This is a genomic window from Ruegeria sp. CL7, assembly GCF_056536445.1.
In genome coordinates, this window is record NZ_JBQFPQ010000008.1 from 139567 (window position 1) to 163353 (window position 23787).

22 protein-coding genes and 1 tRNA gene are annotated in these 23787 nt (G+C 52.4%); 9 read left to right on the forward strand and 14 right to left on the reverse strand.

Annotation, left to right across the window (positions count from 1 at the left end; genetic code table 11):
• Positions 1-254: 254 nt before the first annotated feature.
• On the reverse strand, positions 255-3623 hold the full coding sequence (locus ACR0LI_RS17355) for a DEAD/DEAH box helicase family protein (protein WP_480718934.1): 3369 nt from the start codon (positions 3621-3623) through the stop codon (positions 255-257).
• A gap of 238 nt (positions 3624-3861) precedes the next feature.
• Complete coding sequence (locus ACR0LI_RS17360; protein ID WP_480718935.1) at positions 3862-4065, reverse strand: hypothetical protein; 204 nt, start codon at positions 4063-4065, stop codon at positions 3862-3864.
• A gap of 453 nt (positions 4066-4518) precedes the next feature.
• Here ACR0LI_RS17360 and ACR0LI_RS17365 point away from each other — a divergent pair, with 453 nt between their 5' ends.
• The 3 genes from ACR0LI_RS17365 to ACR0LI_RS17375 all read left to right on the forward strand — a co-directional run bounded on the left by ACR0LI_RS17365 (position 4519) and on the right by ACR0LI_RS17375 (position 7628).
• Entirely contained in the window at positions 4519-5091 is a 573-nt protein-coding gene (locus tag ACR0LI_RS17365) for a carboxymuconolactone decarboxylase family protein (protein WP_113789118.1), read from the forward strand.
• 222 nt (positions 5092-5313) lie between these two features.
• A complete protein-coding gene (locus tag ACR0LI_RS17370) occupies positions 5314-6093 on the forward strand; it encodes a methyltransferase domain-containing protein (RefSeq protein WP_480492657.1) in 780 nt (259 codons plus the stop codon).
• A gap of 683 nt (positions 6094-6776) precedes the next feature.
• On the forward strand, positions 6777-7628 hold the full coding sequence (locus tag ACR0LI_RS17375; protein WP_480492656.1) for a LysR family transcriptional regulator: 852 nt from the start codon (positions 6777-6779) through the stop codon (positions 7626-7628).
• 164 nt (positions 7629-7792) lie between these two features.
• Here the strand turns inward: ACR0LI_RS17375 and ACR0LI_RS17380 are convergent, their stop codons facing one another.
• From ACR0LI_RS17380 to ACR0LI_RS17390, 3 genes are all read right to left on the reverse strand, one after another.
• Positions 7793-8278 (reverse strand): MaoC family dehydratase, encoded by a 486-nt coding sequence (locus ACR0LI_RS17380; RefSeq protein ID WP_480492655.1) that lies wholly within the window; start codon positions 8276-8278, stop codon positions 7793-7795.
• 87 nt (positions 8279-8365) lie between these two features.
• On the reverse strand, positions 8366-9157 hold the full coding sequence (locus ACR0LI_RS17385) for a class I SAM-dependent methyltransferase (RefSeq protein ID WP_480718936.1): 792 nt from the start codon (positions 9155-9157) through the stop codon (positions 8366-8368).
• A 64-nt stretch (positions 9158-9221) separates the two neighbouring features.
• Positions 9222-10142, reverse strand: a complete 921-nt coding sequence (locus tag ACR0LI_RS17390) for a sulfurtransferase (RefSeq protein WP_480718937.1) — start codon at positions 10140-10142, stop codon at positions 9222-9224.
• Positions 10143-10408: 266 nt separating this feature from the next.
• Here ACR0LI_RS17390 and ACR0LI_RS17395 point away from each other — a divergent pair, with 266 nt between their 5' ends.
• The 3 genes from ACR0LI_RS17395 (at position 10409) to ACR0LI_RS17405 (ending at position 14301) form a co-directional block, all read left to right on the forward strand.
• Complete coding sequence (locus ACR0LI_RS17395; RefSeq protein WP_480718938.1) at positions 10409-11689, forward strand: tetratricopeptide repeat protein; 1281 nt, start codon at positions 10409-10411, stop codon at positions 11687-11689.
• 383 nt (positions 11690-12072) lie between these two features.
• On the forward strand, positions 12073-13719 hold the full coding sequence (locus ACR0LI_RS17400; RefSeq protein WP_475191963.1) for a hypothetical protein: 1647 nt from the start codon (positions 12073-12075) through the stop codon (positions 13717-13719).
• Between the two features lie 186 nt (positions 13720-13905).
• A complete protein-coding gene (locus ACR0LI_RS17405; RefSeq protein WP_170594474.1) occupies positions 13906-14301 on the forward strand; it encodes a rhodanese-like domain-containing protein in 396 nt (131 codons plus the stop codon).
• Between the two features lie 57 nt (positions 14302-14358).
• Here ACR0LI_RS17405 and ACR0LI_RS17410 read toward each other — a convergent pair whose 3' ends face one another.
• Complete coding sequence (locus tag ACR0LI_RS17410; protein ID WP_480621658.1) at positions 14359-15255, reverse strand: LysR family transcriptional regulator; 897 nt, start codon at positions 15253-15255, stop codon at positions 14359-14361.
• A 159-nt stretch (positions 15256-15414) separates the two neighbouring features.
• Here ACR0LI_RS17410 and ACR0LI_RS17415 point away from each other — a divergent pair, with 159 nt between their 5' ends.
• Positions 15415-15825, forward strand: a complete 411-nt coding sequence (locus ACR0LI_RS17415) for a GFA family protein (RefSeq protein ID WP_170787368.1) — start codon at positions 15415-15417, stop codon at positions 15823-15825.
• Between the two features lie 31 nt (positions 15826-15856).
• Entirely contained in the window at positions 15857-16051 is a 195-nt protein-coding gene (locus tag ACR0LI_RS17420; RefSeq protein ID WP_170415288.1) for a DUF1059 domain-containing protein, read from the forward strand.
• Between the two features lie 243 nt (positions 16052-16294).
• Here ACR0LI_RS17420 and ACR0LI_RS17425 read toward each other — a convergent pair whose 3' ends face one another.
• The 8 genes from ACR0LI_RS17425 to ACR0LI_RS17460 form a co-directional block, all read right to left on the reverse strand.
• Positions 16295-18010, reverse strand: a complete 1716-nt coding sequence (locus ACR0LI_RS17425) for an adenylate/guanylate cyclase domain-containing protein (protein ID WP_480718939.1) — start codon at positions 18008-18010, stop codon at positions 16295-16297.
• A 186-nt stretch (positions 18011-18196) separates the two neighbouring features.
• Entirely contained in the window at positions 18197-19027 is an 831-nt protein-coding gene (locus tag ACR0LI_RS17430) for a class I SAM-dependent methyltransferase (protein ID WP_480492648.1), read from the reverse strand.
• A gap of 142 nt (positions 19028-19169) precedes the next feature.
• The gene (locus ACR0LI_RS17435) at positions 19170-19742 is read right to left on the reverse strand and encodes a hypothetical protein (protein ID WP_480718940.1); all 573 of its coding nucleotides are present in this window, start codon (positions 19740-19742) and stop codon (positions 19170-19172) included.
• A gap of 201 nt (positions 19743-19943) precedes the next feature.
• Entirely contained in the window at positions 19944-20720 is a 777-nt protein-coding gene (locus ACR0LI_RS17440) for a hypothetical protein (protein ID WP_480492646.1), read from the reverse strand.
• Position 20721: 1 nt separating this feature from the next.
• Positions 20722-20928, reverse strand: a complete 207-nt coding sequence (locus ACR0LI_RS17445) for a hypothetical protein (protein ID WP_480621661.1) — start codon at positions 20926-20928, stop codon at positions 20722-20724.
• Complete coding sequence (locus ACR0LI_RS17450) at positions 20912-21646, reverse strand: hypothetical protein (RefSeq protein ID WP_480621662.1); 735 nt, start codon at positions 21644-21646, stop codon at positions 20912-20914. Before ACR0LI_RS17450 ends, ACR0LI_RS17445 begins: the two co-directional genes overlap by 17 nt.
• Before the next feature lie 3 nt (positions 21647-21649).
• Positions 21650-22156, reverse strand: a complete 507-nt coding sequence (locus tag ACR0LI_RS17455; protein ID WP_480492643.1) for a hypothetical protein — start codon at positions 22154-22156, stop codon at positions 21650-21652.
• A gap of 19 nt (positions 22157-22175) precedes the next feature.
• Positions 22176-22269: transfer RNA gene (locus ACR0LI_RS17460), tRNA-OTHER, on the reverse strand.
• A gap of 465 nt (positions 22270-22734) precedes the next feature.
• On the opposite strand from ACR0LI_RS17460, the gene ACR0LI_RS17465 reads away from it, so the two are divergent.
• Positions 22735-23709: an adenylate/guanylate cyclase domain-containing protein gene (locus ACR0LI_RS17465; RefSeq protein ID WP_480718941.1), complete on the forward strand. Its 975-nt coding sequence runs from the start codon at positions 22735-22737 to the stop codon at positions 23707-23709.
• The last annotated feature ends 78 nt before the right edge of the window (positions 23710-23787 follow it).

Below are 23787 nucleotides of genomic sequence, written 5' to 3' on the forward strand. Positions count from 1 at the left end.
CCCTTTTGGGTAGATCGTAGCATATGGCGTTATCAAGTAAAGGTTGAAGACGCTGCACAAATGTCGCACAAATTGAGTGTTTTCAAAGGGATCATGACTGCCAACGGGTGGCCGAGTTCCGTTGTGTCGTACCAGCGGGCGACCTGAACACCATATGAAAGGTAACATTCGCCCGGCCACCTTGGATCTGCCATCTTGAGGCCGTTAGCCGAGCAAGACGGGCTTGTTTACGCTTCGCTGCTGTCTGAGGCCGCCTAGTGCTCGCCTGCACCATCTGAAAAGAACACCACTGAAATGCGCTGTCCAATTGCGGGTTCGTGGTCGCGAGAAACATGTTCTGCTTCTTCGATGACCCGGACCATCTTTTCATGGATCTCAGCGGACGCCTGATGATCGCTTTCGAGCTTTTCCAGGATAACCTGAAGCGCGATGTACCCCTTGGGAAGATCCTCATAGGCGAAGCTGTCGCGCACTTCGTGTTTTGCTTGTTCCCAGAAGGGATCAAGCTCACGGCTCCACGCCTCGCACACCATTTCCACGGCCGGCAGTGACAGATGGCCAAACCATTCTTGATCACTGAGATCGACACCACCCTTGCGTCCCATGAACTCGGCGCAGGCTTTCATGAGGCTCTCAACGCGCGCCGGGCGCAAGTCCCACTCGGTCAGCTTGCCGATCTGCTCTGAAATCGTCTCTAGCGCTTCAGAGAGATCTTCCAGTGACATGTGGGCGTGCTCCATGCCAAGGCTTCTGGTCCGTTCGTATGCAGTCTCCAGAGATTGGACGCAGGCCAGCTGGTCGCGTTCCAATATCAGGCCTGGCGGGGTATCCTTAAGAAGCAGCAGGCGAGGCGGAAAGAAGCTATTGCTCTTGCTAAGTCCTTTGAGATGTAGCGCCGTGAATTTCTCACGAGCCGATAAGAGCGCCAACTCTGCACCCCAGGTGCCCTGGATTTTGGCCCTGTCGATGAGTTTGTAGCGGTCTTCGGGGATTGTTTGCTTGGTGCGTTCCAGCACGTCGTGAAAGTTATTGTTGCGAAGCCGCCGTGGGGATCGCAGATATTCAACAACACTATCGAGGATCAGTTCTGCGTCTTCGGTGCTTTCTTCCAAGACGGCGTCGATTAGCGCCTCCCCAGCCAAAGTTTTATAGTTCTCTATGCGCTGGGCGATTTTTTCGTCAGATGCAAACTGACCTACTGGCACATCAACAAGGTGGTAATTGACGACCCCGAACTCACTATCGATCCTGTCGATCCTACCCAGACCTTGGATGAGCTCTTTCAGGTTCGAGGTCAGGCCAAGCAACACCAGCGTGTCTGACGACTGAAGGTTGATGCCTTCAGCCATCTTGTAAGTCAAAAAAACCGATGCAGATCCTTTTGGTTCGTTCTTTCCTCCAGGTCGGAAGTAAGACTCAACGGACTTGCCCTGTTTGATACGCTTGAAGCTGTCGGGGCCATCTCCAAAGATCGCCTTCACGGCGCGATCTTCACCCTTGGTTTGGTTTCCCACGACATAGTTGGTGTGGTGGCCTCTGCGCGACAGTGCTTCTGCAAAAATCTCGAGTGTGTCCGTCCGTTCTGCGAGAAAGACGACTCTGTCTTTTTCATTTTGTATTCTCAGGCACGCCTCATACCGCTTCTCATCAAGCTCCATGAGAACACTGAGACCCAGTTTTTGGTTTAGAGCGTCGCATTTCTTTGTGGGTTCAGGCGCTTCTATTCCCAATGCTTCGAACATGTCGGACTGGTCGCGGTGGGATACCTTTTTCTTCGATTTCCCACCACGCTCGAAGTCGCGAAGCGATTTGCCAATAGCTCCATGAGACATCTCCCAATGGGCCTGGGCGGCGCTCACGCGCAGAATGTTCAAAAGGTTGCGGATGTAGAGTTGGTCTTGCGTGCTTTGTTGCGTGCTGACGTGCCCGAACCGGCTTTTCTCGACAGCGGTCACCCTACCGCCAGGCGCAAGTTCTTTACAGAGTGCCACAATCTCATCCAGGCGCGTTTGCTGAGGCTTTGTCACCTTAAGTTTCTTCGGGCGCCCGTGGTTTTCAAGTTTCGGGTAACTGTGCTTCTTGGGATCTTCGTCCTCGCCGATGCATCGCCTTTGTCTGCGTGTCAAAAACGGCGAAACAAGTTGAGCGAGTTCGGCGCGAGCCTCTCGCGTGAGCGTCGTGTCAGGCTCCGACAAAACGGCGAGTTGTGTATCCTGGTTGAAGATATCCTTGGGAACGTGGGTTTCGCGCTCGAACAATTCACCCATGGCCTGAATGAAGGCTGGGGTCATGAAAATGGACGCCCGCTTCTCCTGCATATGGGCCAACCAGTCGACATCCCGGTTCCCGAGCAGTGTTGCCGACAGGCAGACATTCCAGCTTGGCGGGGCAAGTTCGATGGCTGAGGCCATTTGAGACGCTTGTTCAAAACCCGGTGTAACTGTGTGGCTTTCATCGATTATCAGAATGCCAAACTGATCGAGCCTGAGCCCAGATTTTTCTTCATCGCCAGCGCCGCGGAGGTGTTGTTTGGCAAGTTTGCTGTTTGCGACAGGTTGGAGCGAGTTTGTCGAGTACTTGCGCCAACTGGGAATAACTTTGGGCGGGGCAATTACAGCTGCATTTTTTCGCGCAACGCCATGGACGGGGGAGCGGGGAACGACTTCTGAGAATGTTTCTGACAATGCTTCAGCCAGGTGACAGCCGATTTCTGTCTTTCCCGAACCGGTCGGCGCTTCTACGAAGGCGATGCCATGGTCATAGACGATGGAACACGCCTCATAGGTCAGCTCCTGTTGATACCCAAACAGCGTATGGCTCGTGATCTCTTTTCGGGCGCCGGTGAGCCAGGGTTCAAACCCCTTTTGTTCCGAGATAGTTCGCGCCATCGCGTCTTCAGCGGTCACCGGTTTGATAAGCTTTTCGAGTATCTCCAGCGCTTCGGTATTCCAATCGACAGACACATCCCAAGCTTGCTCAGCGGCTTCTGTGCGTTCGACCTGAAGTTCATGAGTGCCCGCATCCAGGTCATCGGCATACTCGATGTTTCTGTAGAGCCCTGAGTAGGAAAAGTTTGCGGACCCGGCGACGGCACCTTTTGGTGAGCTGACGATTTTTGAGTGTAGCTGCCGATCCCCAGATATCCCCAACTTGCGTTTGGCGAGCTCCGGATCGAAGACACGCAGATCAATTTTCCCGGTTTTGATGGCGTGTTTTGCCAGCACTGCGATGAGATCGTGATCCTCCTCCACTTGAAGCCCGGAGCGCTCCAGCCAGTAGAGTTTCATTTCTTCGGTGACTGGTTTGGGGTTGGTCAGCCTTTTGGTATTCGCTGTGTCGATCCCGAACGATATCCGGATCCGGATATCGCTGTCGTTTTCGGGATCCCTCAGCTCTGGCAATTCCTTCATCAAAATCGACAGCGAAGACAAGAAGTCCTGATACCCGGTAACAATCAGACAATCCCCGGAGGTGATATGGGGTCGATAAAGATTGATGACCGGCCGGTCGATATTGGTGCCGACCTTCGCAACCGGTTCGGCATCAAGCTCGCTTGCGGGCTTTTGTTTTGCTTCGGTGAGCTGCTTTGGCTTGGAACGCAGCCAATCAGGGAGTGAAAACAATGAACAAGACTTGGTTTTAGGACGCTTAGTCTAATAGTGATACTGCGGGCATCGTCCTTCAAGATATCACCGGAAGAAACATTCGTTTTCCTGAAACTGTCGGAAATTCGCACCGGTTTTACGTGGGCGATGACCAGGTTCTCGAACACAACATGAGCCGCTGGCCTGTTAGGCCAGCTCACTGGTGACTGAAAGTATTTTGAATTAGGGGCCTAGCGGCATACCAGGCCCTCTCTAATCAAGTCCCGGCGCTAGAGACCTCGAAATGGGTTTTCACCACACGCAACAAGTGCTCATAATCACCTTGGACGGCGTCCTCAAGGAAGCCCTGAATTCTGGCTTGTTCTGCTCCGGCTCTTTCGGCTGCGGACTGGCAGCGCGCCAGCACTTCAAAAGCGTTTGCGTTTGTCCTGGGCAGGTCAATGGTTGCAAGTTTTTTCATGTCAAATCCTCATGTAGAATACTGTGCAACCATCGCAGGTCGAACTTAATCTCACGTATAAGAATTGCTGACTTTGGCCTCATCCAACGAACTTCTCCAGATTTGACATAAGCCGCGATAATAGGCTCAGCGGCAAATGATCCCTATTAAAAGCGGCCATACGCTCAGTATGCAGCAAATGACGGTATTGAGCCCACATAGACCGATGCTGCGCGAAGCACCAATGACATCAATGCGCAGAATGCTGACTTTGCAAATTTACGAGAACGGCTCAAATGAAATTGCCTTTAACCAAGCAGCAACAAGTTGGGGGTGTCGTCTGGCAAACTTACCGTTCGCAGTATCCCAACAGAATCTCTGAGCGGAACCCGAAATTGCTTTAAGGTTGCGTAAACAACGTTGGTTCCTCACTTTGAGAAAACGTAATCCATAGCAAGATTGAAAGAGAATTAAATGAAACGCCTGTTTCCATCTCTGCCGGAGAACGCGACACTTGGAAGTGTCTATCAAGCCTTTCCAGATAAACTCTCTCCGCTTTGTGCGTACGAAAGCCTTGTGATGAGGGGCGAGAGCGACCTCTCGGTTGCTGAACGTGAACTAATCGCAGCCTATGTCTCTGGCTTGAATGCTTGTGCGTATTGTCATGGCGCGCACATCGTTTTCGCCAAAGCCTACGGTATTGAAGTCGAGACAATCGAGGCACTGATGGAAGACCGCGATACGGCGCCCGTCGAGGATCACCTCAAACCGTTACTGGCATACATTGAAAAGCTCACCATCTCGCCATCACGAATGACGGAAGCCGACGCAAATGCGGTCTACGCGGCAGGCTGGTCAGAGAGCGCGCTGTTCGATGCTATCCAGGTCTGTGGTGTCTTTAATCTCGTGAATCGCTTCATAGAAGGAACAGGTGTCCAAAGCCCTGGCACCGACCCAAGAGAAGCGGACGAAGCCACTTTAAACCGATGCCGCAGTGACAGCTTCTATACCGATTTCGGAAGAGAGAACGGTCTCGACATCCCTTGAATTGATGTTGTTCTTTCGTTGGAACGACGACAAAAAGATGGTCCGATAAAACGCCAGCTGCGTCCTTCGCTCTCGAGGTTAAATCATTCGTCGGATCAAGTCGGCGCAATCATTTATTGTTGGTGGATCCATGCCCAAGACTCAACGATCCGTCCTGCTTTTCGTAGATAACCCATTTTCTGATAAGGTTTGTAGACTTGTGGTCTTTGTAAGGGGAGCGAGTTGCTTAAGTTTGACGCTGAAACAACGAGATTACTTGAAATCGCCTATCAAGGAGCTGAATTGACGCGGCGAAGACAGGCTTCATTTGATGCGCTGCGCCCTGCTCCCGGTGAGACCATTTTGGACGTCGGTTGTGGCAACGGGATGTTAACAGCAGAGTTGGCGCGCGCAGTTGGCTCGGATGGCTATGTCATCGGGATCGACCCAAGCGAGGATATGACAGCAGCAGCAAGAGAACGGTGCAGTGACTACGCAAACGTGGAGTTTCGTGCTGGTGCCGCAAATAGTTTGCCCATTGAGGATGAGAGTGCTGACAAGGCCGTCTCGGTACAGGTCTTTGAGTACATCGAAGACGTAGACGGTGCACTGTCCGACACGCTGCGGTGCGTCAAACCCGGCGGGCGCCTCGTCATCAGCGATCTACACTTTGGGAGCTTGATTTGGTTCAGCGACGAGCCCGACAGAATGCAAAAGATGCTGACGTCCTGGAACCAGCACTTTGTGAGTGGCTCCGTCCCGGAAAGACTGCCTGCACTAATAAAGGCTCGCGGCGACCATGTGGAAGATGTCTTGTCGTTCACAATGACAGATCACCAGCTAAAGCCTGATGGCCTCGCAATCATGATGATGCACCTCATGAAGCAATACACTGTCGCAAATGACCATGTTGATCCCGCAGTTGCGCAATCGTGGTTTGATGAGCAGCTCAGCCTTGCAAGGACTGGACGCTTCTTCTTTTCGATGACCCAATTTGTCGTCGTGGTGCGCAAAAAGGGGTGATTGAGCTAAGTAAATCGGCCTAGGTTCTTTCGCGGGCTTCATGAAAGTCGCGGTTCAAGAGACCCCCATTGGTGTCACAGGCGCCCCAACAGGTGCTGCAAATCTTTTGTCCATACTTAATTGTCGTCGGTGAAGTCCCAAGGAAGTGCCAGACGTGCAGGCATTGATCAGACGTTCGAACGACCGCAGCGATAGGCGTAATGACAGAAGGTCTCGTATTGGTACTTACTCAATGGCGACAACACAGGTGCGTGGCTGTCACTTCCAGCTTGCAGCTGTATTTGGCGTGATCTAATCGCCCTGTTCGGCCGATTGTCACCAAGTGTTTTCAGAACCTTTCTGGATACAGACTCATCATGTTCTGAACGTCCAACTCACTCGAAAACGCGTCCGGATTATTCCAGATCACCTCATTTATATAGTCGCGTTCCGAGTGAAGATCATTGTCCGTAAGCCGCGATTTCTGGTTTTCAGGGAAGCCTCTCTTGGTCCTACCGAACAGTCCACCAAATACGGTCCAGATGCTGGGTGACATTGTATGAGAAGCCATCTCGTGGTCCTTTCCGAGTTACTTGCGCTGTCGCAACAACGGTAACTGTTCACTCGTTTTTCTGGTATCCGGCACAAAATTGTGCTGTTCTACAAAAATGAAGAGCGGGTTCCGAAATTGGTCGGATATTCGTGTGTTCCTCTCTGTCTTCAGAGAAGGGTCGACGCTTGCGGCCTCCAGAAAGCTAAAGGTCTCCCAACCAACGGTTGCCCGACGCATTGATGTTCTCGAAAGAGAAACAGGCTTGACGCTTTTTGAGCGCGGTACGCACGGGTTCAAACCGACCCCAGAAGCCCTTCGCCTCGTTCACCTCGCCGAAGCAATAGAGACTTCAGTCCTTGAATTTGTCGATTGCGCGAAAGAATTGACGTCGACACAACCCATCCGTATCACCGCTTATTCGGCAAATTTCTCCGCACGCATGATCGAAATCGTAAACGAGTTTTCCGCCGTCAATCAGGATGTCGCATTCGAGTTTTTGTCCAGCGTTCGGGCGCTGGACCTGATGGCGGGCGAGGCCGACATTGCTTTGCGCCTTGCAAGAACCGATCCCGATCCTGACCTGATCTGTCGTAAGATCAGCACGGCCCGCTGGTCTTTGTTCGGCAGCAGAAACTACGCGGACAAATTTGGCTTACCGGGGTCAACGAATGATCTGGCCGGGCATCAATTTGTTACCTTTCAGCGGGACGATGTGCCAAATGTATTCCACGAATGGTTGACCAATCACGTGGAGCCGGACCAGATTGTCATGTCTTTCACTGAACTGGAGCTAATGCATGCGGCGATCAGGTCAGGGCAAGGCCTTGGGATCAGCAATGTCAAGCTGGTGGAAACAGACATGTCTTTTATCCGATGTTTCGACGAAATCCCCGAACTTGCGGTGCCGCACCTAATGCTCATTTCGCCGGAAGCCTATCGTCGGCCAGAGGTTAGAGCCTTCGTTAAGTTCTTCGCACCTCGCTATGCGGCAATCTACAAGTAGTTATTTGGGCAAAAAAGGATTGAGAACACGCGAACAAGCTAGTTTGCATGTACGCCACGACCGCAATTGCGAATAGAAGCCTTATGTGGCGAGCCCAAGGATACTCTTGAAGATGACAAAGGGAGGTCGAATTGATCGCCGCGCCCAAGTCGCTGCAAACCGTCTTAACTCCGACATGCCATCACGTGGTGCATCACCAGGTTAAGAACTTCAACATTGTTCTGGTTAAATGTCTGGTATCGGAATTTGACCGTTCCCCGGTCTGGCTTCGAACGTGATGGTGCAATTGCCTCAACCGTGACGCGCACGCTGATCGTGTCACCGGAATACACCGGAGCCAGCCACCGTACCTCGTCCATACCATGTCCACCCAGATTGGTGCCGGTAAGTACACCAGTGTCGCGGAACAACCTGAAAGTAAGCGCTATTGTTTGAAATCCACTGGCTATGAGACCGCCGAAAATCGACTCTGCGGCAGCCACTTTGTTAACGTGGAAGGGCTGCGGGTCATGAACCAGTGCGAAGTTAATAATCGCTCCCTCGGTCAGCGTAACGCCGCCGGTTTCGAAGGTTTCGCCAACCGACAAATCGTCGATGTATTTTCCGCTGGCCATGGCAAAAGTATAGTTTGATGTCCACTCAACCGTCAACGCGGAGCCACGCTTGGCAGCTAATGCCGCATTGGCATTCGACCATGGTAAAGATCGTATTAGAGAACTGAGCCAGTGGTCGTTGACCTATACCGCGGCGACAAAAAGGTGCGCTTCTTGCGGTACGTGCAATACGCCTTTTTTGTCATATCTAGACAAAGCGTCTGCAACCTCTTCCACGACCTTGTTGGTGACGTCAGCACCTGCATCCCTAAGATCAGTTTCGATTGGCAGCGCCATGATTTGCGCACGAAGGTCAATAAATCTGCGCTCTAGTACCAATGGCTCGTGACGAGCTATCTTGAAGCCTGCATCGACCAACAACTTAGAAATGAGGTTCCCATCTCGAAACGAAAAAGGCGCTCTGGCCTTGATTGCGGCATTTTTTCCAACATGCCGCTCGAGAGCTTTTGCAAGTGCTCCATTGAAGGGCGACACTGCACGCCAACATGTCAAAAATAGCTGACCGTCATTGCGCAAGATCCGATGAACTTCCTGCAAAGCCGAGGATTTGTCGGGGAAGAACTGAAGCCCCTGTTGTATGAAGGCATAGTCAAACGTAGCATTTTCGAAAGGTAACTCGGTTACATCTGCTGCATACCACTCGAGCACATGACGACAATCCGGCTGATTGGATTGCGCGACCTCAATCATGGTTTCGTTCAGATCTACGCCAACAACCCGGCCTTCGCCCGTCAGTTTCCTTGCAATCTCTCGCGTCAAAGCCCCGGTGCCGCATGCAATGTCGATAACGCAAGTGCCACTTCGAAACTGAACCTTCTGCATTGTTGCTTCAGCCAATGGGCCGAACATCGCAGGCACACTATGGTTGTTGTACTTCTGCGCAGCTTTTTTGGTCAGCCGGAAATTGTCCGTCATCGAAAATATCCTCCTAGCAACGCGTCAATAATTGGACCACCCAAAGTGACCCAAAATCGTAGTCTCACGAGGTTTCAACCGGAAGGCCCTCATCGGCGCTCCACTCAGCCCATGAACCATCGTACAGGCGGGACTTTTCGAACCCCATTTGGCGCAACGCAAGGAGCCCACAAGAAGCAGCTATGCCACGGCCGCAGTAGGCGATGACCTCATCGTCAGTTTGAATTCCCTTGTCCTGATAGTGCTTGAGGAGCTTGGAATGATCCGCCAACTTGAATGAACCACGTTCCTTTAGTTTAGCTGCGCGTTCGGCAATGGGTACGTGTGCCAAATCCGGATCGATGTTCGATATCGCCGGTATGTTGACGGCACTGGGAATATGTCCCGAGCGACCTCCCCATGTGTGAACTCCGTCGCCTCGGAAGAGGTCGTTTGGAAGAAAGTCCACAATTCTGACTCCGGGCTTACCAATCGCATCCAAGACATCAGCTTTGCGGGCAATCCAATTGCTCTGCACTATTGGTTCAAAGTCACCATGCTGAACGGTTAGATCGCCAGTTTCAGTGGGCCGACCTTCGAGTTTCCATTGCTGCAAGCCGCCGTCCAAGACCTGCACGTTTTTATGGCCATAGTGCGAAAGTGCCCACCAAAGACGCGCAGACGCCAATGGAAGCCCGGAGTCATCGTAGACCACGACATGACTGTCGTTAGAAACACCCAACTCGCGCATCTTATTCCCAAAATCCTCTGGCCCGAGCATCATGTCGGGAGTGTTCTGAGTGCTGTCTGCAAGCTCCGTCGACATGCCAACATACACTGCGCCAGGAATGTGCTCGGCCTGGAACTCACTCCTATCGTCATAGGCTACGCCCTTGCCGTTTTCCTCCCTAAACTTCCAGCGAACATCAATGACGCGTAGTTTCGGGTTAGTCAGGTTATCTGCCAACCAAGCCGTATCAATGAGCGGGCGAGTTTGGGTTGTCATACCTACGTTCTCCTCTAACCGGACGCGGGTCGAGCCGTATGGAATAATCCCCAAAATTGCTTTCGGAGTCCAATTTTTGAAAATCTGGATTTAATAAAGCAAATATGGTTCAAACGGCTTTTTGATGATTTCATGAGACTTCTGAAAGAAACGGATGCTGAAATCATGGCGCCTCGTAACGTCAATTTCCTTTGACTCGTTAATGGGTAGGCATGCTCATATAGCTCACTGACGGACAGGTTTGGTACAGATAGTGGAAGGTTTGGATGCTTGAAGATCGGTACGGAAGCCCGCTAACGACCATATCACAAACTGCGCGAGACGCCTATGTTGAAGGCATCGACCGTTTTCTGGGTGCTTTTGATGATGTTGAAGAAGCTTACCGTTCTGCAATGCGGGCAGATGATGGTTTTGCTATGCCGCATGTTGGGCTTGCGCGCTACCTTGTTACTGTCGGGCGTGGACAAGATGCAAAGCGTGAAATAGCCGTCGCAAAGGAACTGTCGCATGGCGTCAGCCCGCGCGAAGCCGCCCAGATCGACATTATCAGCGATCTCATTGAGGGGCGTGCACCGCAGGCCTACAGGCGCATCCGAGATCACGTCGCAGACCATCCGCGAGATATTTTGCTTGCTCAGACATGTACCAGCGTATTTGGCTTAATAGGGTTTTCAGGTCGGGCTGGTCGCGAGGCGGAGCAGCTTGCTTACACAACCATGTTGAAGCCGCACTATGGCGACGACTGGTGGTTTCTCTGCCAGCATGCATTTGCCCAGATGGAGGCCGGACAGATCGGCCCGGCCGCGGAAAACATTGAGCGCGCACTTGAGTTGAAGCCAGACAGCGCACACAGTGCACATGTCAGGGCCCATCTCTACTATGAGAACGGGGAGACGGACGCTGGCTACGCTTATCTTCGCGAGTTCTGGCAAGACTATCCCTTCACAGCGTATCTGCACTGCCATCTCAGCTGGCACGTCGCTCTGTGGGCGCTTGAGAGCGGCGATGTGGCAGGTATGTGGAAGCTGTTCGATGATTATGTTTCCCCCGACCGACCTCCTGCGCCGCCACTTAACGTTTTGACTGATAGTGTAGCAATTGTTCACCGCGCCTTTTTGGCTGGCGAGCAAATTCCTCAGGAGCGTTGGCAACAACTCAGCGACTATGCTGTTCAGTTCTTTCCTTCGCCTGGCTTGGCTTTTGCGGATGTTCACGCTGCTCTTGCGCATGCGATGGCGGGACAAAGAGAGCATCTGGAAGCAACCATTGATGGCGCAAAGGGACCCGCAGGCCCCACCGTTGCTTCGGTAGCAGGCGCATTCCGTGCGTTGGCGGATGGAAATGCGGACGAAGCGATTGAGAAATTCGTAAGTGTCATGTCTGAGCACGAACGCCTTGGTGGTAGCCGGGCGCAACGCGACATTATTGAGTTTTCATTGGCGCATGCGCTGGCAATATCGGGACAATCGAATGAAGCTCGACGTATCCTCAACATGCATCGACCGCATACCTCTCACGACCATGCAGTTGCCACGCTAGAAGGGTAGGGTGCCCGTATTTTTGACGCCCGCAATGAGCCCAAATTACACGTTTTCAACGCCAGTTAGAACAGAAGCTGTCGCACGACCTTACCAGGCCCCAAAAGTGTTGGTTGGCGGAAAAGACCAACCTGACTGCCGACATCAGCTTTCTCAAAAGACCATCTTAGGTGTGCGAGCGGTGTTTGTGGTCTTGTCGGTGGGCTACTGTGGATGGATTGGACGGTGCGTCACGCACGTAGCCGATAAGTTGATCAGTCGCCAAGAAGAGTGCTTCGATCAAATGGGGCTCATATAAGTCGGGTCTATGCCTTGGGTCGGCTTTGATGTCGCCAGTATCGAGAAGCAGCCCATTGTGGTAACCTCCTACCTTTTATTAGGGGGTTATTGTGATGGAATACTATGATCTCGGTAGCTACAGCCGAAAGATCACAACCTCGTCGGACGAAGCCCAGCTTTGGTTTGATCGTGGTTTGGCTTGGACTTACGCGTACAACCACGAAGAAGCGATTGTATGCTTTCAGAATGCCGTGGCTGCGGATCCAAATTGCGCAATGGCGCATTGGGGCATCGCGTATTGCATTGGGCCGAACTACAACAAGCCCTGGGAAACATTCGAAGAAGACGAGAAGCCTGACTGTATCGCCTTGGCAAAAGCGTCAATCGAGGCTGCTGCGTCGTTAAAGGACAAACTGACGCCTGTTGAACGCGCGCTCATCGAAGCCATTCCGGCTCGTTATCCATCCTCATCGGATATTGAGGATTTCAGCCCGTGGAATGATGCCTTCGCTGACGCGATGCGAAAGCTGCATGCTGAATTCAAACAGGATCTCGACGTTTGCGCCCTCCTGGCCGAGGCACTCATGAATCGGACCCCTTGGCAGCTTTGGGACTTGCCGACTGGGAAACCAGCGGATGGAGCCGATACACTTGAAGCCATAGCAGTCCTCGAAACTGCATTTGATACACTCCCCGGAGCATGGGAGCACGCAGGGCTCCTTCACATGTACATTCACCTGATGGAAATGTCGCCAAATCCTGAGCGAGCCCTTCGCCATGGTGATGTGCTCAGCACGTTGGTGCCTGAAGCCGGGCACTTGCTTCACATGCCCACCCATATTGACGTCTTGTGTGGAGATTACATGAACGTTGTGTTGCGTAATCACAAAGCCATCTTGTCAGATCGAAAGTTCCTGGAACGCGAAGGTCCTGACAACTTCTATTCCGTTTACAGGTGTCACAACTACCACTTCAAAATCTACGGAGCGATGTTTTTAGGGCAGCCAACGGCGGCACTGGAAGCTGCCGATGAGCTTGTCGAAACTTTACCTTCAGAGACACTTCGACCAATGGCTGATTGGTTCGAGGCGTTCATTCCTATGAAACAACATGTATTGATCAGGTTTGGACGCTGGCAGGCTATCCTTGATCAGGATTTACCTGAAGATTCGGAGCTCTACAGCGTCACTATCGCCATGATGCGGTATGCAAGGACGGTTGCCTTGGCCAACCTACACAGGGTCGCTGAAGCCGAGAGTGAAAAAGCCAAGTTCTATGATGCTCTGGCCAGAGTTCCTGAGACCCGAATGCTGTTCAACAACACATGTCGGGACATTCTGAAGGTCGCTGAGCAAATGATGCTGGGTGAGTTGGCCTATCACACAGGAGAGCACGAAACGGCCTTTGATCACCTGCGAAAGTCAGTGGAGATCGACGATAACTTGCCATACGACGAGCCCTGGGGCTGGATGCAACCCACCCGTCATGCGCTGGGTGCTCTTCTTCTTGAACAGGGCCAGATGGAGGAAGCCGAAGCTGTTTACCGTGCAGACCTTGGCCTGGATGCAACGCTTAGCCGGGCCTGTCAGCATCCGGGCAACGTCTGGAGCCTGCATGGTTTGCACGAATGTCTCACCCGGCGCGGTGAAACGGTCGAAGCCGCCCACATTAAGCTACAATTGGACAAGGCCGCTGCCCGCGCCGAGGTGCCGATAAAGGCGTCGTGTTATTGCAGGCAGAAGGCGTTGGCCGCCGAGTAATCTCGGATCAACAGCAATGGCTGGGGCATTTGCGAGGCCCGCTTCTGCCGTTGATCGGGAATTGTTTAACTTCGTTGATGGCAACCGTCTGGGCGACCACAAGACCGGCAATCATCGCTTGGATGCCGTTTTGCGGTAAATCAGCCGCATGGTAGCATCGCGTAGGATTTGCAGTCGGGGGGCAACATGGTCTTAACATTCGCACAAATGGAAGCTCAGGAAATATCCAAAGCAAATCCAATTTCAGCAACTGACGCGCTGGCAGTACTGATCGAAGACCCCAACGCACTTGTGGTGGACGTGAGGGATAGTGCTGAAATGGCGGCCACGGGTATCAGCCCGAGAGCAATTCCGGCTCCTGGTCGCGCCGTCGCTTGGATGGCAGACCTTGAAAGTGAATACAGATCTCAAGAGTTACAGGATCGTGGAAGGCGAATTTTCACCACCTGTGGCGGCGCTCCTAGTTACCGAGGCGCGGCAGCGGCAAATGTATTGACTGCGATGGGTTTTCAAAACGTGCAGTTCATCGATGGAGGGATGGCGGCTCTGATCGCAGCTGGCTCCTCCACAAAGCAGCCTTAAGAAACGGCGAAACCAACGGTCTTGAGCAAACAGAGCAGAGGGGTAAATAGATACGTCTCAGCTTCCAGAGTTGTGTCTCGATACGACTTGCGACTGAGATTTAAGCCAGTTGACGAACACCTTAGCCTCGGGGCGCTGAAATTCTGCCTGCGTCTGGATGTAATAGACGCCGAAGAGAGGCTCAGAGAACAATTCAATCATCCGACCAGATGATAGATCGTCCTCGAAAAAAGCTCTGGCGGTATACGTGATACCGTCACCCCGGCGAACCGCAGTCATGATCAGGTTCCCCGGCATGTGATTTATGGTCAATGGTTCGGCAGGAACAACCCCGTGATAGGTGAACCAGTCAGCCGCCTCGTTGGTGCCCAGTTCCTGCAACCAGGGCAGCTTCGTCAGAGAAGCCGGGTCACGCAGATCTTGGCCTCCCACCAGTGAAGGTGCCCCGATCACGACCATGTCGGAAACAAGGACAGTATCCTCTTCTTTTCTCGGCATGCGTCTGTCGTGATACCGAATGGCGACATCGATGCCGCCTGGTCTTATCTGAACCAGTTCAGAAGTTGGGTTCAGCATCAAAGTGATCTCTGGATGTTGTTGTTGAAACTCTGCCATTCTCGGCAATAGCCACTCCACCGCGAATGCTGGTGACATTGTCACTTGAACGGGACGCTGCGCTGTGTGTTCTGCCAGTCGTTCGACACCCCTTCCAATGATTTCAAAGCCGATACCCAGTTCACGCGCAAGAATGATGCCTGGCTCTGTCAATTCAATGCTGCGCCCACGTCTAACAACGAGAGCTACTCCCAAATGCCTTTCCAACGATTTGACCTGCTGGCTGACAGCCGCTTGGGTCACGTTCAAGCGTTCAGCAGCCACGGTGTAACTCCCAGCTTCCGCAACCGCTGAGAAGGCGCGCAAAGCGTTCATTGGGGGAAGGTGCAGCCAGTCCATGCTGTAGATTTTCTAATGTTTGATTAGACTATTTGAGTCGCATAATATCGGCATTCTTGACATTATTCACAGTAAAATCTGCGCTTCTATTATAAAATATTGGAGCGGATGCTTTAGTGCTGATGTCAACCTAGCCGCATGCCAGGAGATCTTGATACGATGGAAAAACTTCAAGGTGGATGTTACTGTGGTGCTGTTCGATACCAGATCGCGACACCACCTGTCTGGTCGGGACATTGCCATTGTCGTTCATGCCAAATGGCCCTTGGTGGCGCCTTTGCAACTTGGGCTAAAGTGGCCGCCGAAGACTTCGCCGTTATCAAAGGCGAAATCCAACACATTGAGAAAACTCCGGGTATTCGCCGCGGGTTTTGTCGGGACTGTGGAACGACGTTGACCTATGCCGCCCTAAATGAAGTTGAGGGCCAAGACTGGAGCGCTGACGCTTGGTTTTCTTCTGTAACGTTGGACGACCCATCGATTGCGCAACCCAAGGCCCACATCTTCGTGTCACATCAGCAGCCATGGATAAAACTCGACGACGGGCTGCCGACGTTTCCTGAGTTCTAAGCAACTTTTCGAGCGAACGGAGGAGAAAGCGATGAACACTGTTTATTCATATGCCTGCAAGGATTGCGAGGGCATGGAGGCCTGCCCGGGCAAAGTAGTTGCTGCGACCAAGGACGAAGTCTGGAAGCTCATGGAACTGCACGCGGTGGTCGCCCATGGAGAGGACCCCAGCTCGTGGGACGCCGACACTCGAGAATATCTGGAAACACTGATAAAGCCCGCGTGATCAAATAAATTAAGCTTCAAGTTCCTGCGGATAATCGGCCAAAATTTTGGCTTGGTTTGTTTAACCGCGAAGGGCAGCTTTCCTCCGCAACCGGGAAATTGCTAGGCCCATTTGTGATTATCCGGTTTGGACTGCGGCCCACCGCCAAGGCACCTAGAAGCGCAAGGCCATCGCGAACCCAAATCGGAAACGTGTGAGATCGGTTTCCATCACAAACCAACCTGCTACTGCGAAACCCTGCTCTTATTCAGGCAAACCGGCTAGTCGCAAAGACGCACAGTCTTTCTCCAGCCTTTCTCTGTCAGAGAAAAGTTGAGTTTTCGCCCAGTCCGATATGGAAAACTGAGGGCGGTATTTCATCACATTCCGTGCTTCATCGCGAGCGGCCTCAAGGTTCCCCGTCTCTACATGGACGATTACGAGGTCGAGGTGACCAAAGCCTTCAACCCTTTGACCATATTCGGTGAATGCTTTCTTGGCTTCCTCGTATTGACCGTCGAGTCGAAGGGCTAAACCCAGAACGCCTGCATACCAACCTGGATAGTGAGGGTTCAGGGTAATGGCTTGTTGTGCGACTTGGATCGCTTCATTTGCCTGGCCATTGAAAGCTAGGGTGATTGACAGTCTGGCAGCCACGTCAGCGTGGTTTGGATTCAGCGCTAGTGCCTCGTTGAACTTCTCGATAGCCGAAACCAGCTTGCCATCGATTGCATCCGCAAAACCCGCAATAGCGTGAGCCTCTGGGTTGTAGCTGTCTATTTCCAGAGCTCGCTGAGCGCAGTCACGAGCCTCCGCTAGCGCGGCACGCCGGTCAGCAACAAATCCATGTCGTGCTTCGACAGTGCAAATGAATCCCAAAGTACAATACGGAGCCGAGTAACCCGGGTCGAGTGCAATTGCCTGTTGTGCAAATCGGCGAGCGTCGGCCTGAGCTTCCCTGGTAATTCTGCGCGAAGCCTCAACGGCCTTTAGTTGAGCAGTCCACGCGCCTAGGTTATTTGTGCCGGATCCTCTGAAACGAGCCATTTCTCCCGCCAACAGTTCGACTTGAAGCTCGGTTGCAATCCTAAGTGCGATTTCATCCTGAACTTCGAATACATCTTCAATGAGGCGATCATAGCGGTCTGCCCAAATATGCATGCCGGACTTTGCATCGATTAGCTGTGCTGTGATCCTCACCCGGTTACCGCTTTGACGGACACTTCCCTCAAGAACAAGATCGACACCCTGCTCCAGACCGACCTGTTTCACGTCAACGGAGCGACCTTTGTAGACGAATGTAGAGTTACGCGCGACGACCAGTAAATTCGGGAGTTTTGATAAAGTGGTGATGATCTCTTCGGTAATTCCATCTGCAAAAAACTCCTGATCGGGGTCAGAAGAGAGATTATCGAAAGGTAAGACGCCGATTAGCAGAGACTTTGTATGGCTAGCCGGAGTTACTCGCGGTGGGGCAGAACCTGGCGGCGACCATTGGAAAACTTCTATTGGTGACGGCGCGTTCTTAAACTGTCGCTCTCCAGCGCGATAAAATTGCTCAGCGAGGCGCTCGTCAAGGCTGCGATGGACGACATCTGAAATTAACACAGCCCCTTCGTTGGAAGCCTCTTGTAGACGTGCAGATAGATTGATGCCATCGCCGAAAATGTCATCTTCGTCGAATACGACATCTCCAAGATGCACACCCACTCGTAGTTTCAATGAGGACTGAGTTGACACCTGGCTTTGAAGATCAAGGGCGCATCGTACTGCATCAGATACCGAGTTAAACTCGACTATCCATCCATCACCCATCCTCTTAACGACATTACCTCGATGATCGCTAACCAAAGGATCAAATAACTCTCGACGTAGAACACTAAGTTCGCTGAGAGTCCTATTTTCATCTGCCTTAATCTGGCCTGAGTAGTTTACTACATCGGCCGAGAGTACTGCGGAAAGTCTGCGGTCTCCATTCATGTCTATTGGTAGCGCAAATTACGCTGCTTGGAAAAGACAACATGATTTTCTGAACGTCGCGCATGTCCTAGTGAATGGCTTAGTGCAAAACTGAAAAGCGTGACTGTGAATGTCTGCTTCGGGCTGCCATCGGTCCATCCGCACACCGCAGAGAATGATTAATTCGAGCCCAGTGCGGACGCAAAGTTAGATGGGCAGACGGGCGTGGATCTCAATCGGGGCTATCAATCCGCCTTCTATGTTTCGCACCATGTTTTGGACCTTTAGCGCTGTGTCGTCGCCCATGATCAGATGCAGGCCAAGATGTGGAGGACCATCCGCACGGCTTTGCGCAGCCGCCAAATCTTCAAAGAATTGTTTGGCAAACACGGTGCGGTCGATCCTACCGGTCAATTCGAAACCAACGGACTTCAAAGCCGCCTCATATGTCTCTGGTGGTGCAAGCGCACTCTGATCCGAAGTCGAAGCCCAAGGCGCTGGATAATCCATATTGCCCTCGCCGACTTGCATCACATCGTAAATCGCAAAAATACCCCCTGGTTTAAGCACACGCATTGCCTCCCGCGCGATGCCAACTTTGTCCGCAATGTTCATGCCGACGTGGATCATGTAAGCAGCGTCCATCGAGTCAGATTCCAACGGCAGATCAAGCACGCTGCCTTCGATGAGTTGAACCCGATCCGACATGCCCGTCCATTCTGTAAGGGCGCGTCCTGTTTCCACAAACTCGGCAGTTAAATCGATGCCGGTCACATGAGCACCAGTGGCCGCTGCGACATAGCGGGCAGGACCACCGAGGCCACATCCAAAATCGACAACCCGACTTTGGGGCGAAAGGTCTAAAGCCTGCACAAAAGGTTCGGTCGCAAGGCGTCCACCAATGTGAAACTCGTCAACCGGCGCCAAAGCGTCGCGAGAAATCGGTGGGGTCAAGTCTAGTGCTGCGCAACCATCAGAAATTCGCTTTAGCAAGTGACCGGAGTGGTAATGGTGCGCGACTTCATTGGGATCAGTCATGTTGAAGCCTCCCTAACTTATGCCGCTATGGTAGACTCGGTGATCTCGAATGTCAGCTCCGTCCGCTTATTCGGATTTGTAAAGTCCAGTTGCGAACGTTTGCCTAGGGCTGATTATCTACGGCAGGCATCTTTCGCCAAAATCATCGCTCATCTCCTTCCTGTGAGGCCTTCGCTGCTTGGTAGCATGTCCACAACCGCTCCACCTCATCTAGCGGATCGTCAGTGGTTCGCTTGTGTGAATTCAGCAGCTGTTTCATCGTTCGACGAGATGCATCATCCTGCATGATCTGGTCCGCACGCAGCACATCGACTTTTTGAACGTATTTAACCTCTGCTTCTGCCAGCAAGCGCTCCAGTAGTCCTGACGTTGAAGAAGAATCTGAATAGATCCAACCCGCCGGGCATTGGTCGATGATGCCCGAAACCTGGCTTGCAACATCCACGGCAGGTGGAGCCGTCGAAAGGTTGATTGGAGATGCGGCCAAAACCTGATGTGACCAGTTCAGGGCAGGGTAGATGCGAGATGACCAAGTGTATGGCTCGTCATCGATCACTCTCAAGACCGCGATTTCAACTGGGTAGAACTGTCCTCTTACGGCTACGATCCTCAGGTCGCAGAACAGCACACTGACAACCGGTTCCGGCAGGCCAATATCCTTATAGACGCTACCAGATCCTTCTGTGATTTTGTCTTTTTCAGTCACTTTGGCCACTTATTCTCTTTAATCCAGATGTCTGTCCATTCTGCTAGTCCGTCAGCTGGAGCAGCGTCCACGATGTGCTCTTGTACAGTCCTCAGAAGTGCCGGCCATGCATCTGAACCCTCTTTCGGTCGTGCTTTCAGCTCATAAATCAGGTCATCCAGAGGGATCGACTCCAACGGACGTCCAAAGATCTCTTCATCGGAAAACTCATTACTCATCGAAGGGATTCCAATCGCCTTGCTCCTGACAGTGCGCGCACAGGGCAGTTGCCTTGTTCTTCTTCCGTACAATATCCCCCACATGGCCACATCGTGCACATGTGCGTTTGCTGTCCAGTACGAGACGCTTGAGCGGGAGATCCAGGCATTGATCATACCGACGGAAGTTGATCTGGATCGAACAGTCTGAGCCCGTCGTAACATCCGAGATCTGCACTTGAATCGGTGTCTCACAGTTCTCTCGAACCAGATGCTCCGCCTCCGCAAGAAACCTTCCCAGCAGGACGAGCCGACCCGGCCCAATGCTTGGCCACAGTGAGGCAGTATCAGCGCTCACCAGGTCCGGGAAGCGATCTGCCACATTGAGCTCAAGATCTGTTGGCCAAATCATCTCAGCGCCTTCAAACCGACTTTGAAGGTAGTCGTTGTAGCACCAGCAGCAAAGCGTCGTTAGGTAGCCTCGAATGCTCTGCACCTGCGCGGTGTTTCCACAGGATTCACACGTCTTCTCGATCTCGTCGACACGAGTATCGAGTTCATCGAGGATATTTCGATTACACTTTCGTGTGTAGACACGAAGGCCTCCCAATTTTTGCTTGATCTGTACGATCACCGGCAACTCATCCCCAAAGATATCGGTGTGTTGAGCAACACTGCGCTTCACATCTTCCAACACTAGTGCGAGCTGATCAGCCCAGCCAGCGCGATGCTCACCAAGTGCTTTTAGAACGCTTGTTTGGATGTCATTCCAGTCGACAACAGGTTTCACATTACCCACCCTTCAGCCGCGCCAGTGCGTCAGCTTTGTTAATCGCCACACGCATGATTTCTTCGTCCGTCAGATCTTCGATACGTTCGAAATCGGCGGTGGAAATTGGGGCCACAACACTGCTTTCACTGTCGTGAACCGCAAATGTCATCTTCAGGAATCGAAGATCTTCGGTATCTGTGAAAATTGGCTCAATTGTCCGGGTCATGATCGTTACCCAATCGACGTTTGTGCGCTTTGATGTGTTCGGCTAGGTCTCCAACGAGGTTGCCAGCAGCGATGTCTTTCTCCAAAAGCTCAAGGAAAGCTTCGATGGCTGGATCTATATGCTCGTCCTCGCCCTGGTCCTCGCCATTCACTTCACTAGCGATGCGGTCATCCAGCTCGCGAATGCTCGCCCGAATCTGTGACAGCAATTCGTTGCCTTCTTCATCTACCTTGCGCGCTCTGATTTCATCTGCGGAAATCGGACCAGACAGCTTTGCCTGGCCCAATGCCAACGCCGCTTCTTGCAGTGCCAAAAGAGCTCGGGTCAATGGATCAATCTCCACGTCAGCAATGAGCGCGTCGAACTCCTCCGCGCTGCTGATCGGATCAGACAGCGGTGCTTGTCCGGTCAAAAACTCGGCCTTCTTTAGCCTCAGGAATGCGCGCGTCACCTCATCAGCCTTAGTGCGGGGCTCTCGCGCACCGGTCTTCTCCAGCCATATGGCGGCGATCTTCTCAACCAGTGCCCACACCGTCTGCCTGCGATCATGCTGCGAGATCTCGAAGCGTACTGCTTTTTCTTCGATGCCGAGAGGCTTGGACATTCGTTCGTTCACGCGAACTTCGTAGTCGCAGAGGCCACTAAGATCGTCGCTGACATTCCCAGCATGGGCCCGGGCGACTTCGCTCTCATTCACGTAGACAACGATTTTAAGCATCGTTCAGCAGCCTTTCGCCACGCACGCAGGGCAACGTCCGCGGTCATCAGATCGGTCGATCTGACCGAAATATCCACAAAATGAGCAGGTCAACCTGTCCCGAAGGGGATTTTTCCGAACGCCAAAGAATCTCTTCCTTTCAGGGTGGCGCTTGCTCGCGACATCATGCGCGCACCAGCAACAAAGTGTCTTGTACCAGCCGTCCAGAAGTTGGGTCTCGGCAGCGTTTGAGCATCGCTCACAGGTACGATTTGCTCGTGCAATGGTGGCGGTGATCATCGACTGGATGTGTCGATCATCACACCTGTGGTAGATGCGGAGCTCTCCCAGCTTCTCCTTGATCTGGAGGATGAAGGGGTAGGTGGCATCCTTCGGATCACAGTGTTCTTTGATCTCTGTGAAGAGCGTCGTGACCAAGCCTGACCAGCCTTCGGGTGTGCGTCCGAGGCACTCCTCGACCGATTGCTTGATGTCGTTGAAATCAATTGCGTTCGTAACTTTGTCCGCCATGTCGGACACCTCCTGAGGATGGTAGGAGGCGTCGGAATCGAACCGACTCGTGCACTCTAATCTGGAGCAATTACAAGGATATAAGCCTCGCCCGCATACCAATGCTGCCTCCCGCGGATTTCGCGTGGGTTATCGACCTCAGGCCGATATTCGATGGCAGTGGATGCGTGTGAACGTCATGACCGCAAGCTGAACCAGTTCGCATAACCATGTCAAGACGGAGCGTGCTGCACTTCGAAATTCACCGCGTAGTTCTGGGAACCTTCTAGCTTAGCGTGTGCCAAAAAGAATGAAGCATCCTATTTTGCGGGTCAGTACAGCGTAGAGTAGCTCTCAGACAGCGAAGCGATTCGATGCCCTGCGATCCGGATTCGAACTTAGAAACTCAATCGATAGTTCGCTCTGAATCGACGCGCGCATTTTGATCTGCGTCTGATGCGCTCTGTTCTGGAGAAATACAAATGTCTTGATCCGGCGAAACCTCAGCGGCAGCATTGACCTGAATGTTTCGAAAAATGGAGATACCGGTTGCAAAACCTTGCAAGTTTCAATCCATTTAGCGTCTCGAGTCATTTGTGATGATACGTTCCTCACCTGAATTGCTGGCAGTTTCGAGGCGTTGGTATGAAATACTCAGAACCAAGAAGAATACTGACGAGTTGCAGGATTTTCTGTCGAAGGCAGATGAACTAAGGTTCGTTGGCACAGGCGAAGGTGAGTTTTGGAGCGGGCAAGCAGTTCGCGATGGGGTTAGCGGATTTTTTGCGGAGATCCCGGCACCCGTCGTTTTCGAAGAAGTTGAAGCTGAGGCCTTCGAAAACGGAGAAACGGGATGGTCATCCTTCGTCCACAAGATTCAGTTTGTCGGCTTTGATGAAGCCGTCTTTTATCGCACCGTCCTGATTTTTGTCCTGGAGGGAGCGGCCTGGAAGATCATCAATCGCCACGCTTCAGTGCCCACTCCAAATATTGAACTCGTGGGTAAGGAACAGCTGGCCATCCAAAAACTGGTTGATACTGCGCGTGAAGATGGACCCGATCTGGTCCAAACGGAAGGTTTGGCTTCGGTACTTTTCACTGATGTGGAGGGCAGCACAACATTGGCGGAGGCGTTGGGCGATCAGCGTTGGTCGGTGCTGATCGAAAACCACTTCCAAGTGTTGGCGGCGATCATTGAAAAGTACCATGGCCAGTTCGTGAAATCCCTTGGAGACGGAACGTTGTCCGTCTTTCCGTCCGCGAAAGAAGCACTGACGGCCGCTATCAAGATCCAGGGGGCCATTGCATCGGCTTCCGAGGAGCCATCTTTCGGTGTCCGGATTGGGATTCATACTGGTGATGTCGTGCAATCTCGTGGAGATTTTTTCGGTACGGTGGTCAATAAAGCGTCACGCATAACGACCGTTGGTGCGGCGGGCGAGATACTCGTTTCAGATGCGACTCGCGCCATGGTCGGAGGACGAACCGATTTCTCTTTTTCTGAAATAGAACCCAGACTCCTGAAAGGTCTACGCGGTCACCACGTCTTGTATCGGTTGGATTGGCAAGATTAAGTCTTGGGGGCGCCGTAACTCCGGCAAATCGCCTAGTCTTCTAGGGGAGCAGCACCGCCAGTTGTTTTGAGGTTCGCA

What these genes read in the sequence shown, in the direction of transcription:
- ACR0LI_RS17360 (WP_480718935.1), bottom strand. Translation starts at nt 4,065, where the DNA reads ATGAAAAAACTTGCAACCATTGACCTGCCCAGGACAAACGCAAACGCT.
- ACR0LI_RS17365 (WP_113789118.1), top strand. Translation starts at nt 4,519, where the DNA reads ATGAAACGCCTGTTTCCATCTCTGCCGGAGAACGCGACACTTGGAAGT.
- ACR0LI_RS17385 (WP_480718936.1), bottom strand. Translation starts at nt 9,157, where the DNA reads ATGACGGACAATTTCCGGCTGACCAAAAAAGCTGCGCAGAAGTACAAC.
- ACR0LI_RS17390 (WP_480718937.1), bottom strand. Translation starts at nt 10,142, where the DNA reads ATGACAACCCAAACTCGCCCGCTCATTGATACGGCTTGGTTGGCAGAT.
- ACR0LI_RS17395 (WP_480718938.1), top strand. Translation starts at nt 10,409, where the DNA reads ATGCTTGAAGATCGGTACGGAAGCCCGCTAACGACCATATCACAAACT.
- ACR0LI_RS17400 (WP_475191963.1), top strand. Translation starts at nt 12,073, where the DNA reads ATGGAATACTATGATCTCGGTAGCTACAGCCGAAAGATCACAACCTCG.
- ACR0LI_RS17405 (WP_170594474.1), top strand. Translation starts at nt 13,906, where the DNA reads ATGGTCTTAACATTCGCACAAATGGAAGCTCAGGAAATATCCAAAGCA.
- ACR0LI_RS17410 (WP_480621658.1), bottom strand. Translation starts at nt 15,255, where the DNA reads ATGGACTGGCTGCACCTTCCCCCAATGAACGCTTTGCGCGCCTTCTCA.
- ACR0LI_RS17415 (WP_170787368.1), top strand. Translation starts at nt 15,415, where the DNA reads ATGGAAAAACTTCAAGGTGGATGTTACTGTGGTGCTGTTCGATACCAG.
- ACR0LI_RS17420 (WP_170415288.1), top strand. Translation starts at nt 15,857, where the DNA reads ATGAACACTGTTTATTCATATGCCTGCAAGGATTGCGAGGGCATGGAG.
- ACR0LI_RS17425 (WP_480718939.1), bottom strand. Translation starts at nt 18,010, where the DNA reads ATGAATGGAGACCGCAGACTTTCCGCAGTACTCTCGGCCGATGTAGTA.
- ACR0LI_RS17430 (WP_480492648.1), bottom strand. Translation starts at nt 19,027, where the DNA reads ATGACTGATCCCAATGAAGTCGCGCACCATTACCACTCCGGTCACTTG.
- ACR0LI_RS17445 (WP_480621661.1), bottom strand. Translation starts at nt 20,928, where the DNA reads ATGACCCGGACAATTGAGCCAATTTTCACAGATACCGAAGATCTTCGA.
- ACR0LI_RS17450 (WP_480621662.1), bottom strand. Translation starts at nt 21,646, where the DNA reads ATGCTTAAAATCGTTGTCTACGTGAATGAGAGCGAAGTCGCCCGGGCC.
- ACR0LI_RS17455 (WP_480492643.1), bottom strand. Translation starts at nt 22,156, where the DNA reads ATGGCGGACAAAGTTACGAACGCAATTGATTTCAACGACATCAAGCAA.
- ACR0LI_RS17465 (WP_480718941.1), top strand. Translation starts at nt 22,735, where the DNA reads ATGATACGTTCCTCACCTGAATTGCTGGCAGTTTCGAGGCGTTGGTAT.